This window comes from Streptomyces sp. NPDC005811, from assembly GCF_040630405.1.
Lineage (GTDB): Bacteria > Actinomycetota > Actinomycetes > Streptomycetales > Streptomycetaceae > Streptomyces.
Window position 1 is genome coordinate 14,753 of the sequence record NZ_JBEXXK010000019.1, and the last position, 16,530, is coordinate 31,282.

The 16,530-nt window shown below is 71.7% G+C and carries 13 protein-coding genes and 1 riboswitch; of the genes, 5 read left to right on the forward strand and 8 right to left on the reverse strand.

Annotation, left to right across the window (positions count from 1 at the left end):
* The first annotated feature begins 42 nt into the window (after positions 1 to 42).
* Positions 43 to 1,254: an amidase gene (locus ABZ490_RS21300; RefSeq protein WP_358992511.1), complete on the forward strand. Its 1,212-nt coding sequence runs from the start codon at positions 43 to 45 to the stop codon at positions 1,252 to 1,254.
* Between the two features lie 44 nt (positions 1,255 to 1,298).
* On the forward strand, positions 1,299 to 1,883 hold the full coding sequence (locus ABZ490_RS21305) for an NAD(P)H-dependent oxidoreductase (protein ID WP_358992229.1): 585 nt from the start codon (positions 1,299 to 1,301) through the stop codon (positions 1,881 to 1,883).
* A 44-nt stretch (positions 1,884 to 1,927) separates the two neighbouring features.
* Here the strand turns inward: ABZ490_RS21305 and ABZ490_RS21310 are convergent, their stop codons facing one another.
* The 4 genes from ABZ490_RS21310 to ABZ490_RS21325 form a co-directional block, all read right to left on the reverse strand.
* Positions 1,928 to 2,824, reverse strand: a complete 897-nt coding sequence (locus ABZ490_RS21310; protein ID WP_358992232.1) for an ABC transporter permease — start codon at positions 2,822 to 2,824, stop codon at positions 1,928 to 1,930.
* A complete protein-coding gene (locus ABZ490_RS21315; RefSeq protein WP_358992234.1) occupies positions 2,811 to 3,749 on the reverse strand; it encodes an ABC transporter ATP-binding protein in 939 nt (312 codons plus the stop codon). The genes ABZ490_RS21310 and ABZ490_RS21315 overlap by 14 nt, the downstream gene beginning before the upstream one ends.
* Positions 3,750 to 3,832: 83 nt before the next feature.
* A complete protein-coding gene (locus ABZ490_RS21320; protein WP_358992236.1) occupies positions 3,833 to 5,122 on the reverse strand; it encodes a DUF2092 domain-containing protein in 1,290 nt (429 codons plus the stop codon).
* Between the two features lie 260 nt (positions 5,123 to 5,382).
* Positions 5,383 to 6,393 carry a polyprenyl synthetase family protein gene (locus ABZ490_RS21325; RefSeq protein WP_358992238.1) on the reverse strand — a complete coding sequence of 337 codons (1,011 nt, stop codon included), beginning with the start codon at positions 6,391 to 6,393 and terminating at the stop codon, positions 5,383 to 5,385.
* A 436-nt stretch (positions 6,394 to 6,829) separates the two neighbouring features.
* Positions 6,830 to 7,027, forward strand: a riboswitch (cyclic di-AMP (ydaO/yuaA leader).
* A gap of 3 nt (positions 7,028 to 7,030) precedes the next feature.
* On the opposite strand from ABZ490_RS21325, the gene ABZ490_RS21330 reads away from it, so the two are divergent.
* Positions 7,031 to 7,501, forward strand: coding sequence for a transglycosylase SLT domain-containing protein (locus ABZ490_RS21330; RefSeq protein ID WP_358992240.1), 471 nt, complete (start codon positions 7,031 to 7,033; stop codon positions 7,499 to 7,501).
* 58 nt (positions 7,502 to 7,559) lie between these two features.
* Here ABZ490_RS21330 and ABZ490_RS21335 read toward each other — a convergent pair whose 3' ends face one another.
* Positions 7,560 to 8,384 (reverse strand): HAD family hydrolase, encoded by an 825-nt coding sequence (locus ABZ490_RS21335; RefSeq protein WP_358992241.1) that lies wholly within the window; start codon positions 8,382 to 8,384, stop codon positions 7,560 to 7,562.
* 297 nt (positions 8,385 to 8,681) lie between these two features.
* Between ABZ490_RS21335 and fahA the strand changes: the two genes are divergently transcribed.
* Positions 8,682 to 9,893, forward strand: a complete 1,212-nt coding sequence (fahA, locus tag ABZ490_RS21340; RefSeq protein ID WP_358992513.1) for a fumarylacetoacetase — start codon at positions 8,682 to 8,684, stop codon at positions 9,891 to 9,893.
* A 160-nt stretch (positions 9,894 to 10,053) separates the two neighbouring features.
* On the forward strand, positions 10,054 to 10,992 hold the full coding sequence (locus ABZ490_RS21345; RefSeq protein WP_358992515.1) for a M56 family metallopeptidase: 939 nt from the start codon (positions 10,054 to 10,056) through the stop codon (positions 10,990 to 10,992).
* 58 nt (positions 10,993 to 11,050) lie between these two features.
* On the opposite strand, the gene recQ is transcribed toward ABZ490_RS21345, so the two are convergent.
* From recQ to ABZ490_RS21360, 3 genes are all read right to left on the reverse strand, one after another.
* The gene (gene recQ, locus ABZ490_RS21350; protein ID WP_358992517.1) at positions 11,051 to 13,123 is read right to left on the reverse strand and encodes a DNA helicase RecQ; all 2,073 of its coding nucleotides are present in this window, start codon (positions 13,121 to 13,123) and stop codon (positions 11,051 to 11,053) included.
* A gap of 189 nt (positions 13,124 to 13,312) precedes the next feature.
* Complete coding sequence (gene nuoN / locus ABZ490_RS21355) at positions 13,313 to 14,962, reverse strand: NADH-quinone oxidoreductase subunit NuoN (RefSeq protein WP_358992243.1); 1,650 nt, start codon at positions 14,960 to 14,962, stop codon at positions 13,313 to 13,315.
* Positions 14,959 to 16,530 carry an NADH-quinone oxidoreductase subunit M gene (locus ABZ490_RS21360; protein WP_358992245.1) on the reverse strand — a complete coding sequence of 524 codons (1,572 nt, stop codon included), beginning with the start codon at positions 16,528 to 16,530 and terminating at the stop codon, positions 14,959 to 14,961. Before ABZ490_RS21360 ends, nuoN begins: the two co-directional genes overlap by 4 nt.

Consider the following 16,530-nt stretch of genomic DNA (forward strand, 5'->3'; position numbering starts at 1 on the left):
TCGGCCGTGCGCGAAGGGCGGCTGCGGGCCGTGGACGCGGTCATGGAGGCGCTGGCGCGGATCGCCCGGCTGGACCCCTCGCTGAGTTCCTTCGCCGAGGTGTGGGAGGAGGCGGCCGTCGAGCGGGCGCGCGCGGTGGACGCGCGGGTGGCGGCGGGTGAGCCGCTGCCGCTGGCCGGGGTGCCGATCGGGGTGAAGGGGCGGCACGGGCTGCGGGCGGCGGGGCCGTTGCTCGCCGCGGGCTGTGTGCCGGTCGGGTCGACGTCGGTGCCCGGTCCCGGTACGCCGTGGCAGACCTGGGGCGTCGGCGCGTACGGCCGTACCGTCAACCCCTGGCGGGCGGACCGTACGCCGGGCGGGTCCTCGGCCGGGTCGGCGGCGGCGGTGGCGGCGGGTCTGGTGCCGCTGGCGACGGGCAGCGACGGGGCGGGCTCGGTGCGGATCCCGGCGGCCTGGTGCGGGGTGATCGGCCTGAAGACGACGAACGGCCGGCTGCCGTCCCCGGACCGTACGGGGCTCGCGGCCCCGGGCGTGCTAGTGCGGCACGCGGCGGACGCGGCGGCTTACTGGCGGGCGATGACGGGGGCGGTGCCAGGGGCGCCATCCGGAGAGGTGATACCCGGAGAGGTAGTACCCGGAGAGGTAATACCCGAAGGAGTGACGCGCGAAAGGGCGATACGCGAGGAGGCGACGCCCGAAGAGGCCATGTCCGAAGCGGCGATGTCCTCGCCGGTCACCGCCGTCTTCTCCGCCGATCTCGGGTTCGCCTCCGCCTCCCCCGACCCCGAGCCGCTGGCCCTCGCCCGGGCCGCCGTCGGGCGTCTCGCCGCCTCCGGTGTCGTACGCCTGCTGCCCGGTGAGGCGGCCGTACGGCTGGAGGATCCCGCTCCCGCCTGGCTCGCCTTGCGCGGGTCGGGGGCCGGCGGCTTGGGTGAGGCCGGGCGCGTCCGGGAGGTCAACGACCGGCGGCTGGCCGCTCTCTTCGCGCGGGCCGATCTGCTGCTGACCCCGGCCACGCCGAACGCGGCGCATGGTCACGATGGGCCGGGTGAGCGCTACTCCACCGCGCTGACCTGGGCGTTCAATCTGAGTGGGCATCCGGCGGTCAGTCTTCCGGCGGGGGTCGGGGCCGACGGCTGTCCGGTGGGGGTGCAGCTCGTCGCCGCGCGGGGGCGGGAGGAGACGCTGCTGGCGGTGGTCCGGGCGGCGGAGCGTGCCGGGGCCCTTCCACTGGATACTTGCATGCGCATATGATGCAGGCGCGGATTATTATCGTACGCCGATCACCTGGGGGAACCATGGACCGCCGCTTTCTCTTCGTCCTGGGCAGCAGTCGTACGGACGGCAACACGGAGGCGCTGGCCCGCCGGGCCGCCGAGCAGCTCGACCCCTCCGTCGAGCAGACCTGGTTCAGCCTCGCCGAGCGTCCGCTGCCCGACTTCGAGGATCTGCGCCACGACAGCGACCATGTCCGGCCCACCGAGGGGAATCTCGCGGCGCTGCTCGACGCGACCCTGGCCGCGACGGACGTCGTGATCGCCTCGCCGCTGTACTGGTACTCGGTGTCCACCCAGGTCAAGCGCTATCTGGACCACTGGTCGGGCTGGCTGCGCACCCCCGGCGTCGACTTCGCCGCGACCATGGCCGGGCGCACGCTCTGGGGAGTGACCGTGCTCGCCGACCCGGAGGCCTCGGTCGCCGATCCCCTGGTCGGCACGCTCAACAACTCGGCCGCGTATCTGGGGATGCGGTTCGGCGGGGTGCTGCTCGGCAACGGCAGCAAGCCCGGTGACGTGCTCGGCGACACCGAGGCGCTGGCACGCGCGAAGTCGTTCTTCGGGGGCGGGGCCCCGCTCGCGCGCTTCCCTCACGAGACGCGCTGAGGGCTGTGCCGCGAGCGCTGTGTGGTGGCGCTGCGCCCGCGGCCCTATGCCGTGACGTCCTTCGTGGTGAACCGCGCCCAGGCCGCCGAGCCGAACACCGCCACGTACAGGCCCTGGAGGCCGAGGTTCTTCACCAGGTCGTCCCAGTAGACGGGGTCGCGGACCAGATCGGCGAAGGACAGCCAGTAGTGGGAGAAGAGATACGGCTGGATCGCGTGGAGCTGGGGGATCTGGTCGAGGATCTGGATCGTGATCAGCAGGCCGACGGTGGTCGCCATCGCGGCGATACCGCTGCCGGTCAGCGTGGAGACGAACAGACCGAGCGCGGCCACGCCGGTCAGTGAGGCGGCCACGACCAGGGCGATCAGCAGGGCCCGGCCCAGTCCGTCGGCGAAGCCGATCGTCGTACCGGAGATCGTGGTGACGTCTCCCAGGGGGAACAGCAGCGCGCCCACCGTCAACGCCGACAGCGCGACCACGAGGGTGGCCACCAGACAGAAGGCCAGCACCGTCGCGTACTTGGTGAGCAGCAGGCGGGTGCGGCCGGCGGGGGCGACGAGGAGGTAGCGCAGGGTACCGGCGTTGGACTCGCCGGCGATGGCGTCGCCCGCGATGACGCCGATGGCCATCGGCAGGAAGAACGGGAGCGTCGCGGCCAGCGCGGTGAAGACGAGGAACAGGCCGTTGTTGGTGACCTGGGCGATGAAGGCCGGGCCGCCGCCCCCGCCGCCGGGTCCCCCCGGTCCGCCGGAGGTGCTGTCACCGGTCTCGATCTTCACGGCGATCCCGATCAGCACCGGTACGGCCGCCAGGACGCCGAGCAGCGCGAGGGTGCGCCAGCGGCGGAAGGTGATCAGCAGCTCGCTGCGGAGCAGACCGAGCGACCACCAGGGGCTCGGACGGCGGACGACTCCGGCGGTCGGCGCCTCAGCCCGCGACATCGAAACCCTCCCCCGTGAGTGCCACGAACGCGTCCTCCAGGGAGGCGCGTTCGACGCTGAAGCCCCGCACCCGGACGCCGGCCGTCACCAGCGCGGCGTTGACCTCGGCGAGATCGCGGTCCGGGGGCTCGGCGGCGACCCGGTCCTCCGCGGAGGTGACGTCCACCGCACCCTGCTCCTTCAGCACCCGTGCCGCCTCGGCGGTGTCCGGTGTGATCACCACCAGCCGGCCGCGCGCGCCCGCCGCCAGCTCGGCCACCGGGCCCTGGGTGATCAGCCGGCCCTGGGCCATCACCGCCACATGGGTGCACACCTGCTCGATCTCGTCGAGGAGGTGGGAGGAGAGGAAGACGGTCGTGCCGTCCGAGGCCAGCTCCCGCACCAGGGAACGGATCTCCCGCATGCCCTGCGGGTCGAGGCCGTTGGTCGGCTCGTCGAGGACGAGCAGCCGGCGCGGCTGGAGCAGGGCGGCGGCCAGGCCCAGCCGCTGTTTCATGCCGAGCGAGTACGCCTTCGCCTTCTTCCCGGCCGCCGCCGTCAGCCCGACCCGCTCCAGCGCCGCGGCGACGCGGGTCCGCCGGGTGCGGGGGTCGGCGGTCGGGTCCGCGGCGTCGTAGCGCAGGAGGTTGTCGCGGCCGGAGAGGAAGCCGTACAGCGCGGGGCCCTCGATCAGTGCGCCGACCTGGGGCAGCACGGTGCGCGCGGCCCGGGGCACGGGCTGCCCCAGGACGCGCGCGGCGCCGGACGTGGGCTCGATCAGGCCCATCAGCATGCGGATCGTGGTGGTCTTGCCGGAGCCGTTGGGACCGAGGAAGCCGAAGACGCTGCCCGCCGGGACGGTGAGGTCGAGGCGGTCCACGGCGAGCTGGCCGCCGTGGTAGCGCTTGGTGAGGGCGTGGGTGTGGATGACGGGTTCGTCATCCATGGGCTCCCCCTTCGTTCGCTTCCCCGGGCGCTTGCGGGCGCCGGGGTCCTTGCTTCGCGCCTTCCTTCGTGTCTTCCTTCGCGTTACTTCGCGGAGTCCGCCGCCTTCACCAGGGCGTCCTTGGTGACGGCGCCGACGTAGATCTTGCCGTCGTCCGTGACCAGGGCGTTGACCAGCCGGGTGGAGAACACGGTGCCGGAGCCGAACTTGCCGCTGGCCTTGTCGCCGAAGGAGCCGAGGAAGCCGCTGAGGGCGCCACCGGCGTCGGAGCCGAGTTCGGAGTTGAGCTCGGAGTCGGAGGGGACGCCCTTGCCGCCGGTCTCGATGACGGCGACGGAGGTCCAGCCCTTGCCGAGGACGTCGAAGCCCTCGGGCTCCTCGCCGGCGCCGGTGAGGCCGTCCGCCCCGCCGAGACCTTCGAGGCCCTTGGGGAGGTCCCCGGGCAGGTCCTCACCGGACGCGCCCGCCTTGCCGGAGTCCTTCGCCGCCTCGTCGGCCTCGGTGACCTTGGCGCCCTTGGGCGGGGTGAAGTCGAAGGTGGAGGCGGCGGGCTTGGCGAAGGTGACCTGGGTGAAACCGGCGTCCACGACGGCGGCGCCGCCGCTCGACGGGGTCAGCGTGAACTTCAGCGGCAGCCCGGTCTTGGCGTCCACCGCCACGCTGATCGCGCCGACCGTGGAGCCGGACTGCTTCGGCTTGATCAGCAGCTTGTAGGCGTCGCGGCCCGCGACATGGACCGTGCCGTCGACGGTGACCGAGGTGGTGTCGTCGACCGCCTTGAGGGCGTCCTCGGTGAGGTCCTTGGGGGTGGCCGGCGGCTCCGCCTCCCCGGCGTCCTTGCCCGCGCTCTCGTCGGTGGTCGCGTGGTAGACCTCGTTGGTGGCGCTGTCGTAGCCCCACACGTCCTTGCCGTTGTGGATGACGCTGTACTCGGCGGCGTCCTCGACCAGGGAGAGCTTCTGCCGGTCGGGGCCGTCGGAGGCCACACGCAGGGTGTGGGTGCCGGCGGCGAGTTCCGTGAGCTTGGCCGAGGGGTCGGCCGACGATCCGTCACCGCCGTTGCCCGTGACGCCGGAGAGCAGACCGCTCTCCAGGCCGCCGAGGTCCGGCAGGCCGAGGTCGGTGGTGATCTTCACGGTGCCGGACAGCTGCTGCACGTCCGAGGCGGCGATCTTGTCGAGGAGCTGCTGGGCGGTGATCTTCGGCAGGTCGGGGTCGCCGGAGTCGGCGAGCGCCGGGACGAGGCCGATCGTCGCCGCGGCGACGCCGATCACGGTGACCGGGACGACGTACCGCACGGCCTTGCGCCGCCCGACGCGCAGGTCGTCCGTCTCCCCGGCGGTCGTGCTGTCGTCGGTTGCGTTCGGTGCCATGTGTGCCTTACCTCCGTCGTCGGCGGCGGCTGGTCATCTCACGGAGAGCGTCCCCACCCCGTGCCGCCATTCTCACCCGAATCGGTGAGGAGTGGTGTTCTCCGTGGTTCCCATCTGACCAAATCCCACGTGAGGAGGCGTCACCCCACGGACTCAACTCCGCGTACACCTGGGGTATGACACGAGGGACGCCGGGGTCCTTCGCCCCCTAGGGGTAGGGGACGACGAACGCACCGGGCTCCGGAAGGTGTCGGGAGGCGTCAGCCGGCGCGGTGGACCACCGCGTCGCAGAGCCCCATGAGGGCCGCCTTCGCGTCGCACTCCGTGAGGGGGGCCAGCGCGGCGCGGGCCTCCTCCGCGTAGCGCACGGTGTCGCGGCGGGCCTGCTCCAGCGCCGGGTGGGCGCGCAGCGCCGCGACCGCCTCGGCGAGCCTCGCGTCGTCGCTCAGGTCGGAGTCGAGGAGCTCGCACAGCGCGATGTCCTCGGGCAGGGCCTGCTGGGCCGCCCGCTCGCGCAGCCTCAGCACCGGCAGGGTGGGGACGCCCTCGCGCAGGTCGGTGCCGGGCGTCTTGCCCGACTCGTGGGAGTCGGAGGCGATGTCCAGGACGTCGTCGGCGAGCTGGAAGGCGACCCCGAGCCGCTCGCCGTACTGGGTGAGCACGTCCACGACCGTCTCGTCGGCGCCCGACATCATCGCGCCGAAGCGGCAGGACACCGCCACCAGGGAGCCGGTCTTGCCGCCGAGGACGTCGAGGTAGTGGTCGACCGGGTCGCGGCCGTCGACCGGGCCCGCGGTCTCCAGGATCTGGCCGGTGACCAGCCGCTCGAACGCCTCCGCCTGCACCCGCACCGCCTCCGGGCCGAGGTCGGCCAGGATGTGCGAGGCGCGCGCGAAGAGGAAGTCACCGGTGAGGACGGCGAGCGAGTTGCCCCAGCGGGCGTTCGCGCTGGGCACCCCGCGCCGCACCGCGGCCTCGTCCATCACGTCGTCGTGGTACAGGGTCGCCAGATGGGTGAGCTCGACGACGACCGCGGAGGGGACGACCCCCGGCGCGTACGGGTCGCCGAAGCGCGCCGCGAGCATCACGAGCAGCGGCCGGAACCGCTTCCCGCCGGCCCGCAGCAGATGCTGGGCCGCCTCCGTGATGAACGGGACCTCGCTCTTGGTGGCCTCGAGCAAGCCTTCCTCGACAGCCGTCAATCCGGCCTGGACATCGGCTTCCAGAGCCTGGTCCCGCACGCTCAGCCCAAACGGCTCGACGACGGTCACGAGGAGTCTCCTGTCTGCTGGTGTCTATCGGCGGCTACGCGGTTTGTCGATAGGTCTCTGCGCTCACTCAAGTCAGCGTATCCGGTCAGGTTTCGATCACCGCGAGCCCCCACGGTTACAGCCCGGACAGGCCCTATGAGAAGGGGCACCCCTTAAGCCGCCATCTGGGTTTATTGCCCGATTCACCCCTCTTGTGGACTCCGGTGAGTTGCCTCACTCGCCCAGCCGAACCGCCCCCCTTCCGGTTCCCCTCCACCACACCCCGACACCTCGCTCCACACAGGCGAGTTGAGGCTTTGCAACCACAAAGGATCAAGTACCCCATAGACCGCGGATCAAGGTCAATAGGGGTTAACCATGAATTCGCTACTTGTTCCGGACATGTGCTCTCGCATACGTTCCCGGCCTGTCGGGCGGACGCCTAATCCTGCCGCCGCCCCGACACCCACCGAGAACACCACGGCAGGAGCGGGGGAACCAGGTAAGTCGCCGCACCGGTCGACCGGGCCGTGCCTTTGGGCATGCTCCGGACAGACCGGTACGGCTTGGGGTGTAGCCGTGTCCGTGAGGGCACGGCCGGGCAGCTCCCGCCCGAACCCGACAGCTCACCTCGCAGGCGACGGAGAGGAACTTCGCCATGCCTGCTCAGCCCCGCCGCGCCCGCCGCCTCGCCCGCACGCTCGCCGTCGCCGCCACCGGCGTCACCGTGCTCGCCCTGCCGATCCTCGGCGCGACCACCGCCTCCGCGGCCACGCCGACCGTGGCCACCGCCACCAGCCTCGGCTACGCCAACAACCTCGACGGCTGGATCCGCGCCTCGCTCCAGGTCATGGCGCAGCACGGGATCCCCGGCACCTACAACGGCATCTACCGCAACGTGATCCGGGAGTCCTCGGGCAACCCGTCCGCCGTGAACCTCTGGGACTCCAACGCGGCCGCCGGCACCCCCTCCAAGGGGCTGCTGCAGATCATCGACCCGACCTTCAACGCGTACCACGTCTCCGGCACCTCCTGGGACCCGTACGACCCGGTCGCGAACATCACCGCGTCCTGCAACTACGCGGCCGCGCGGTACGGCTCGATCGACAACGTGTTCGGCGCGTACTGAGCCGGACCACGGCCAGCCGGTCAGCCGACTGTCGGCTAACCGGCTGTCGGCTAACCGGCTACCGGTAGAGACGTTCGAGGACGACGGCCACGCCGTCGTCCTCGTTCGACGTCGTCACCTCGTCGGCCACCGCCTTCAGCTCCGGATGGGCGTTGGCCATCGCGACCCCCCGGGCGGCCCAGTCGAACATCGGGATGTCGTTGGGCATGTCCCCGAAGGCGATGGTGTCCTCGGGCCTGAGCCCCAGATGCTCGGCGGCCAGGGCCAGCCCCGTCGCCTTGGTGATCCCGCACGGCTGGAGCTCCACCGTGCCCGGCCCGGACATGGTGACGGTGGCGAGCGAGCCGACCACCGCGCGGGCCGTGGAGGCCAGTTCGTCGTCGGAGAGCGTCGGATGGCGCAGCAGCACCTTGCTGATCGGCTCGCACCACAGGTCGTCGCGGCGCTCCACGCGCAGCGCGGGCAGGGTCGGGTGCGGCATCAGATAGCCGGGCTCGATCAGCGTGAGCCCGTCGACGCCGTCCTGGTCGACGGCCGCGTACACCTGCCCGACCTCGGCCTCGATCTTGCCGAGCGCGGTCTCCGCCAGTTCCCGGTCCAGGGTGACCGACCACAGCAGACGGTCCCCGCCGGCGTCGTACAGCTGCGCGCCCTGTCCGCACACCGCGAGTCCTCTGCTGTGCAGGAGGTCCAGGAGCGGTCGTACGCGGGGCGCGGGACGGCCGGTCACCACCAGATGGCGAGCACCGGCCGCCGCCACCCGCGCGAGCGCGTCCAGCGACCGGTCGGAGAACGTGTCGTCGCCGCGCAGCAGCGTTCCGTCCAGGTCGGTGGCGACGAGGGAGTACGTGGTGCGCTCGGCATATGCGGTGGGTGCGGCCATGATCAGAGAATACGGATCCCGCACCCCCCGGACTCGACGTGCACCGGACCAGGACGGAGTCCGGCTGCCTTCTGTCAACTCCCCTTCTTTTGTTGACCGATCACTCACCGATCGCGGGTGACACGGGTGAACACGGGTCCATGGGACGCCTTTCCGACCCCTCGCCGCGCAACACGACCCGTGCCGCCCGCCCGAGGGCGGACGTAACGTGTGGCCCGCCGCCCGCGCCCGCGGAGCGGACGCGAGCACGACCACGGTGAGCACGACACGGTGAGCACGAAAGTGAGGCACTACCCGATGCCCCCCTTCGACATCCCCGAGGGCGACCCCTTCGGCCCGCACAACCTTCCGTACGGCGTCTTCTCGCTCGCCGCCCCGGCGCAGCGGACCGTCGGCGTCCGGCTCGGCGACCAGGTCCTGGACGCGGGCGCCGCGGCCCGTGCGCTCGGCTCGCCGCACGCCGGTCTGCTCGCCCGGCCGACCCTCAACCCCCTGCTGGCGGCGGGCCGCACCACCTGGTCGGAGGTCCGGCGCACCCTCACGGAGGCCGTCACCGACCCCGCGCACCGCGCCGCCCTCGCACCGCACCTGCACCCCCTGTCCGCGGTGACCCTGCATCTTCCCTTCGAGGTCGCGGACTACGTCGACTTCTACGCCTCCGAGAACCACGCCCGCAACGTCGGCCGGATCTTCCGCCCCGACGCACCCGACTCCCTCACCCCGAACTGGAAGCATCTGCCGATCGGCTACCACGGCCGCTCCGGCACGGTGATCGTCTCCGGCACGGACGTCGTCCGCCCCTCGGGCCAGCGCAAGGGCCCGGCCGATCCCGCCCCGGTGTTCGGCCCGTCCGTCCGCCTCGACATCGAGGCCGAGGTCGGCTTCGTGGTGGGCGTGCCGTCGGCGAGGGGGAAGCCGGTGGCCGCGGGCTCCTTCCGGGACCATGTGTTCGGCCTCTGCCTGCTCAACGACTGGTCCGCCCGGGACGTCCAGGCCTGGGAGTACGTCCCCCTCGGCCCGTTCCTCGGCAAGTCCTTCGCCACCTCGGTGTCGGCCTGGATCACCCCGCTGGAGGCGCTGGAGGAGGCCCGGGTGGCGCCGCCCGGGCGCACCCACCCGCTGCTGCCCTATCTGGACGACACCGACGCCGAACCCGCCGGCTACGACCTGCGCATCTCGATCGCGATCAACGGCCATGTCGTGTCCGAGCCCCCCTTCGCCTCGATGTACTGGACCGCCGCCCAGCAGCTCGCGCACCTGACCGTGAACGGCGCCTCCCTGCGCACCGGCGACCTCTACGGCTCGGGCACGGTCAGCGGCCCGGCCCCGGAGCAGCGCGGCTCCCTGCTTGAGCTGACCTGGAACGGCCGCGACGCCCTGGAGCTCCCCGACGGCAAGCGCACCTTCCTGGAGGACGGCGACGAGGTGACCCTGTCGGCGTGGGCCCCGGGTCCCGGCGGCCTGCGGGTGGCGCTCGGGGAGGTGAGCGGGCGGATCGTGGCGGGATGACGGCCTGCTTCCAGCAGGCTGACGCGGACGGTCGGCGCCGTCATACTGGCGACGGGCGCGGTGCTCGTGCCGCTCCCGGAGCACGGCCCCGCCGCACCCTGTGCGTCCTCCGTCCGTCCTCTCCGAACCAGGATCCGGAGCCCCTGGCATGACCGATGGCATGACCGTCTGCCTGCTCCTGCTGAGCGGCGTCGCGGTGACGGCCGCCGTGCCGGTGCCGCGTGCGCTGACGCGGGCGAAGTGGCCGGAGCGGGAGCCGGTGGTGGCGCTGTGGGTGTGGCAGTGCCTGGTCGCCACGGTCCTGCTGTGCTGCCTGACGGCGCTGGTGCTCGGTGCCGCCGCCGTCTTCCACACCGTCCGCGCGCAGGTGTTCGCGCCCGCGCCGCCCGCGGTCACCGAGGCGTACGACCTCTCCGCCGCCCCGCCCTGGGCCGCCGCGCTCACCCTGCTGCTGGCCTGCGGGGCCGCCTGGACCACCGCGATGCTGGCCCGGGAGCTCGTCGAGGCGCGCCGTCGCCGTGGCCAGGCCCGCGCCCATCTGCGGGAACGCGCCCCCGAGCTGCCCGCGGGCCTGCCGTCCGCCCGGGGCCCGCTGCTCGTGCTGGAGGACGAGTACCCCGACGCCTGGTGGATGCCCGGCAACCCGCCCCAGCTGATCGTCACCACCGGGGCCCTGCACCGCCTCACCTCCCACCAGCTGGACGCCGTCCTGGCCCATGAGCGCGGCCACGCCCGCGCCCACCACGACTGGCTGCTGCACCTCTCGACCGCCCTGGCCACCGGCTTCCCCCGTGTTCCGCTCTTCTCCCATTTCTGCGACCAGACCCACCGCCTGGTCGAACTCGCCGCCGACGACACCGCCTCGCGTCGCTGCGGTCACCTGACCACCGCCCTGGCGCTGATCGAGCTGAACCAGCACCGGGGCGTCCTGTCCTGCGCCTCCAGCCACCGGCTCCTCGGCGAGCGCGTCGACCGCCTCCTGGAGCCGCCGCCCCGGCTGGGCCGCAGACACCGGGCGCTGACGACGGCGGTGGCCGGACTGGTACCGCTGCTCCCGCTGCTGATCGCCTTCGCACCGGGCCTCAACGCCCTGGCGTGACCTCGGCACGGCAGGGCGGCTGGGCGACGCCGGGCCGGTCGGGCGGGTGAGTGGGTGGCTATATCCAGTCGTCCGGCTCGGGCTCCATGTCCATCTCGGGCCAGTCGTCATCGGACCGGGACTCCGCCACGGCCCCGGCGACGGACCCGGCAACGACACCGCCCGTCCCGCCGTCACCGGAAGCGGCACCGGCACCGGCACCGGCACCGGCACCCGGAGCCTGGCCATCGGCCAACTCCGCCAGCGCCGCGATCACGCCTTCCCCGTACGTCGCGAGCTTCTTCTCGCCCACGCCGCTGATGCCGCTCAGCTCGCGCACCGAGGTCGGCCACAGGGTGACGATCTCCCGGAGGGTGGCGTCGTGGAAGATGACGTACGCCGGGACGCCCTGCTCGCGGGCCTGTTCGGCGCGCCAGGCACGCAGTGCCTCGAAGGCGGGTTGCAGCTGCTCGGGCAGCTCGGCCACGGCCGCCCTGGCCTTGCCCTTCCCCCCGGACGACGAGCCCGACGCCTTGGCCTTGAGTGTCTCCGGCTTCTTGGGCTCCTTGCGCAGCGGCACCTCCCGCTCGCGCCGCAGGACCTCACCGCTGGACCCGGTGAGCGCCAGGGTGCCGTACTCCCCCTCGACCGAGAGGAGACCCTGCGCCAGCAACTGCCGGATGACGCCTCTCCATTCGCCCTCGGCGAGCTCCTCGCCGATGCCGAACACGGACAGCTGGTCGTGGTCGAACTGGATGACCTTGGCGGTGCGCTTGCCCAGCAGGATGTCGACGATCTGCACCGCGCCGAACTTCTGCCCGCGCTCCCGCTGGAGTCGCACCACCGTCGACAGCACCTTCTGGGCGGCGATCGTGCCGTCCCAGGTCTCCGGTGGGGCGACGCAGGTGTCGCAGTTGCCGCAGCCCGCGGGGGCGGGCTCCTGCCCGAAGTAGGCGAGGAGCTGGCCCCGACGGCACCGGGCGGTCTCGCACAGCGCCAGCATGGAGTCCAGATGGGCGGTGGCCCGCCGGCGGAACGCCTCGTCGCCCTCGCCGGACTGGATCAGCTTGCGCTGCTGGATGACGTCGTTGAGGCCGTAGGCCATCCAGGCCGTCGAGGGGAGCCCGTCCCGGCCCGCGCGGCCGGTCTCCTGGTAGTAGCCCTCGATCGACTTGGGCAGGTCGAGGTGGGCGACGAAACGGACGTCCGGCTTGTCGATGCCCATGCCGAAGGCGATGGTCGCGCACACGACCAGGCCCTCCTCGCGCAGGAACCGCGCCTGGTGCGCCGCGCGGGTGCCGGCGTCCAGACCCGCGTGGTACGGGACCGCCTCGACGCCGTTCTTCGAGAGGAACTCGGCGGTCTTCTCCACGGAGTTGCGCGAGAGGCAGTACACGATGCCGGCGTCGCCCGCGTGCTCCTCGCGCAGGAAGCCCAGGAGCTGCTTCTTGGGGTCGGCCTTGGGCACGATCCGGTACTGGATGTTCGGGCGGTCGAAGCTCGCCACGAAGTGCCGGGCGGCCGGCATGTTCAGCCGCTGGGTGATCTCCTGGTGCGTCGCGTGGGTGGCCGTCGCGGTGAGCGCGATGCGCGGGACGTCCGGCCAGCGCTCGCCGAGCAGGGAGAGGGACAGGTAGTCGGGGCGGAAGTCGTGGCCCCACTGGGACACACAGTGCGCCTCGTCGATCGCGAAGACCGAGATCTTGCCGCGCGAGAGCAGATCCAGCGAGGAGTCCAGTCGCAGCCGCTCCGGCGCCAGGTACAGCAGGTCCAGTTCGCCCGCGAGGAACTCGGCCTCGACCACGCGCCGCTCGTCGAAGTCCTGCGTGGAGTTGACGAACCCGGCGCGCACCCCGAGCGCGCGCAGTGCGTCCACCTGGTCCTGCATGAGGGCGATCAGCGGTGAGACCACCACACCCGTGCCCGGTCTGACCAGCGCCGGAATCTGGTAGCAGAGCGACTTTCCGCCGCCCGTCGGCATGAGGACGACCGCGTCCCCGCCGGCCACCACATGCTCGATGACCTCTTCCTGCTCGCCGCGGAAGGCCTCGTATCCGAAGACCCGGTGCAGCGTGGCCAGGGCCTCGCTGTCGGTCCGCCCCGGTGTCCCGGTGATCCCTGTCATCTCGCCGATCCCGCCCGTCCCGCCCATCGTCTCGTCCCCCGTACGTCGTCCTTCGACCACTGCCTCCACGATAGGGGTCCCGACTGACACCGCCGGAGTTATCCACAGGCTCGATCGCGTCACCCTGTGTACATCGCGTCTCGCTCGAACACGCGGACGGGCCCTGTTCTCCCGGAGTCCGGGGGGACAGGGCCCGTCGCGGGCGCGTCGCGCGGGTCAGCGCACGAACACCCCGGCCTGGTTCGCCAGGTCCAGGAAGTACTGCGGCGCGACGCCGAGCACCAGCGTGACCGCGACACCGACGCCGATGGCCGTCATCGTCAGCGGCGACGGGACCGCGACGGTCGGGCCCTCGGGCTTCGGCTCGCTGAAGAACATCAGCACGATCACCCGGATGTAGAAGAACGCGGCGATCGCCGACGAGATCACACCGACCACGACCAGCGGCCCGGCACCGCCCTCGGCCGCCGCCTTGAACACGGCGAACTTCCCGGCGAACCCGGAGGTCAGCGGGATACCGGCGAAGGCCAGCAGGAACACCGCGAACACGGCCGCGACCAGCGGCGACCGCCGGCCGAGCCCGGCCCACTGGGACAGGTGCGTGGCCTCGCCGCCCGCGTCGCGCACCAGCGTCACCACGGCGAACGCGCCGATCGTCACGAAGGAGTACGCGGCCAGGTAGAACAGCACGGACGAGACACCGTCGGGGGTGGTCGCGATGACACCCGCGAGGATGAATCCGGCGTGCGCGATGGACGAGTACGCCAGCAGCCGCTTGATGTCGGTCTGGGTGATCGCGACGATCGCGCCGCCCAGCATGGTGACGACCGCGACGCCCCACATGACCGGCCGCCAGTCCCAGCGCAGGCCGGGCAGCACGACGTACAGGATCCGCAGCAGCGCGCCGAACGCGGCCACCTTGGTCGCGGCGGCCATGAAGCCGGTGACCGGGGTGGGGGCGCCCTGGTAGACGTCCGGCGTCCACATGTGGAACGGCACGGCGCCGACCTTGAACAGCAGGCCCATGACGATCAGCGCGGTGCCGACGAGCAGCAGCGCGTCGTTGCCCATGGTGTCGGCGAGGGCCGGGTTCACGTTCTTGACGGTGCCGTCGACGACCTGGGCGATCGTGCCGTACGACACCGAGCCGGCGTAGCCGTAGAGCAGGGCGATGCCGAAGAGGGTGAACGCGGAGGCGAACGCGCCGAGCAGGAAGTACTTGACCGCGGCCTCCTGCGACATGAGCCGCTTGCGGCGGGCCAGGGCGCACAGGAGGTAGAGCGGGAGCGAGAAGACTTCCAGGGCGATGAAGAGGGTCAGCAGGTCGTTGGCCGACGGGAAGACCAGCATGCCGGCGACCGCGAAGAGCAGCAGCGGGAAGACCTCTGTGGCGGTGAAACCGGCCTTGACCGCGGCTTTCTCGCTGTCGCTGCCGGGCACGGAGGCCGCCTGGGCGGCGAAGGAGTCGACCCGGTTGCCGTGTGTCTCGGGGTCGAGGCGGCGTTCGGCGAAGGTGAACAGGCCGACCAGGGCGGCCAGCAGGATCGTGCCCTGGAGGAAGAGGGCCGGTCCGTCGACCGCGATCGCGCCCATGGCGGCGATGCGGGCCTTCGTCGTGCCGTATCCGTCGGCCGCGAGGGCGACGACCGCGGCGAACGCGGCGGCCAGCGCCACGACGGACACGAACAGTTGTGCGTAGTAGCGGTGCTTGCGCGGCACGAACGCCTCGACGAGCACCCCGACGATCGCCGCGCCCACGACGATCAGGGTGGGCGACAATTGCCCGTATTCGATCTTCGGCGCGTCGATCTTGGCGATCGGCTCGGCCGCCGTTGTCCACAGGCTGTGGACGGCTGATGCGCTCACTTGGCCGCCTCCACCTCGGGCCGGGGGTCCTTCTGATGTACGTCGGAGAGGGTGTGCTGGACCGCCGGGTTGACGATGTCCGTGAGGGGCTTCGGATAGACGCCCAGGAAGATCAGCAGCACGATCAGCGGGGCGACGACCGCGAGCTCACGCGCGCGGAGGTCGGGCATCGCGGAGACCTCGGCCTTCACCGGGCCCGTCATCGTCCGCTGGTAGAGCACGAGGGTGTACAGCGCGGCGAGCACGATGCCGAAGGTGGCGATGATGCCGATCGCCGGGTACCGCGAGAACGTGCCGACGAGGACCAGGAACTCGCTCACGAACGGTGCGAGCCCGGGCAGCGACAGCGTCGCCAGACCGCCGATCAGGAAGGTGCCGGCGAGCACCGGGGCGACCTTCTGCACCCCGCCGTAGTCCGCGATGAGCCGCGAGCCGCGCCGGGAGATCAGGAAGCCGGCGACCAGCATCAGGGCGGCCGTCGAGATCCCGTGGTTGACCATGTACAGCGTGGCGCCGGACTGGCCCTGGCTGGTCATCGCGAAGATGCCCATGATGATGAAGCCGAAGTGCGAGATCGACGCGTACGCCACCAGCCGCTTGATGTCGCGCTGGCCGACGGCGAGCAGCGCGCCGTAGACGATGCTGATCAGCGCGAGGACGAGGATGGCGGGTGTCGCCCACTTGCTGGCCTCCGGGAAGAGCTGGAGGCAGAAGCGGAGCATCGCGAAGGTGCCCACCTTGTCGACGACCGCGGTGATGAGGACGGCGACCGGGGCGGTGGACTCCTGCATGGCGTTGGGCAGCCAGGTGTGCAGCGGCCACAGGGGCGCCTTCACCGCGAAGGCGAAGAAGAAGCCGAGGAACAGCCAGCGTTCGGTGCTGGTCGCCATGTGCAGCGAGCCGCTCGCGCGGGCCTCGGCGATCTCGGTGAGCGAGAAGCTCCCGGCGACCACGTAGAGCCCGATCACCGCGGCCAGCATGATCAGACCGCCGACCAGGTTGTAGAGCAGGAACTTCACGGCCGCGTACGAGCGTTGCGTGGACGCCGCCTGCTCGCCGTGCTCGTGGGCGCGGTCGCCGAAGCCGCCGATGAGGAAGTACATCGGGATGAGCATGGCTTCGAAGAAGATGTAGAAGAGGAAGACGTCGGTGGCCTCGAAGGAGAGGATCACCATCGCCTCGACGGCCAGCATCAGGGCGAAGAAGCCCTGGGTGGGCCGCCAGCGCGTGCTGCCGGTCTCCAGCGGGTCGGCGTCGTGCCAGCCCGCCAGGATGATGAACGGGATCAGCAGGGCGGTGAGCGCGATGAGCGCGACCGCGATGCCGTCCACGCCCAGTTCGTAGCGGACCCCGAAGTCCGCGATCCAGGCGTGGGACTCGGTGAGCTGGTAGCGGCTGCCGTCCGGGTCGAAGCGCACCAGGATGGCGATCGCCAGGGCGAGGGTCCCGAGGGAGACGAGCAGGGCCAGCGATTTGGCGGCGTTGCGCCGGGCGGCCGGGACGGCGGCCGTGGCCACCGCCCCGATCGCCGGGAGCGCGGCCGTCGCTGTCAGCAGAGGAAAGGACAT

What these genes read in the sequence shown, in the direction of transcription:
- ABZ490_RS21300 (WP_358992511.1), top strand. Translation starts at nt 43, where the DNA reads ATGGAGGCGCTGGCGCGGATCGCCCGGCTGGACCCCTCGCTGAGTTCC.
- ABZ490_RS21305 (WP_358992229.1), top strand. Translation starts at nt 1,299, where the DNA reads ATGGACCGCCGCTTTCTCTTCGTCCTGGGCAGCAGTCGTACGGACGGC.
- ABZ490_RS21310 (WP_358992232.1), bottom strand. Translation starts at nt 2,824, where the DNA reads ATGTCGCGGGCTGAGGCGCCGACCGCCGGAGTCGTCCGCCGTCCGAGC.
- ABZ490_RS21315 (WP_358992234.1), bottom strand. Translation starts at nt 3,749, where the DNA reads ATGGATGACGAACCCGTCATCCACACCCACGCCCTCACCAAGCGCTAC.
- ABZ490_RS21320 (WP_358992236.1), bottom strand. Translation starts at nt 5,122, where the DNA reads ATGGCACCGAACGCAACCGACGACAGCACGACCGCCGGGGAGACGGAC.
- ABZ490_RS21330 (WP_358992240.1), top strand. Translation starts at nt 7,031, where the DNA reads ATGCCTGCTCAGCCCCGCCGCGCCCGCCGCCTCGCCCGCACGCTCGCC.
- ABZ490_RS21335 (WP_358992241.1), bottom strand. Translation starts at nt 8,384, where the DNA reads ATGGCCGCACCCACCGCATATGCCGAGCGCACCACGTACTCCCTCGTC.
- fahA (WP_358992513.1), top strand. Translation starts at nt 8,682, where the DNA reads ATGCCCCCCTTCGACATCCCCGAGGGCGACCCCTTCGGCCCGCACAAC.
- ABZ490_RS21345 (WP_358992515.1), top strand. Translation starts at nt 10,054, where the DNA reads ATGACCGTCTGCCTGCTCCTGCTGAGCGGCGTCGCGGTGACGGCCGCC.
- recQ (WP_358992517.1), bottom strand. Translation starts at nt 13,123, where the DNA reads ATGGGCGGGACGGGCGGGATCGGCGAGATGACAGGGATCACCGGGACA.
- ABZ490_RS21360 (WP_358992245.1), bottom strand. Translation starts at nt 16,530, where the DNA reads ATGTCCTTTCCTCTGCTGACAGCGACGGCCGCGCTCCCGGCGATCGGG.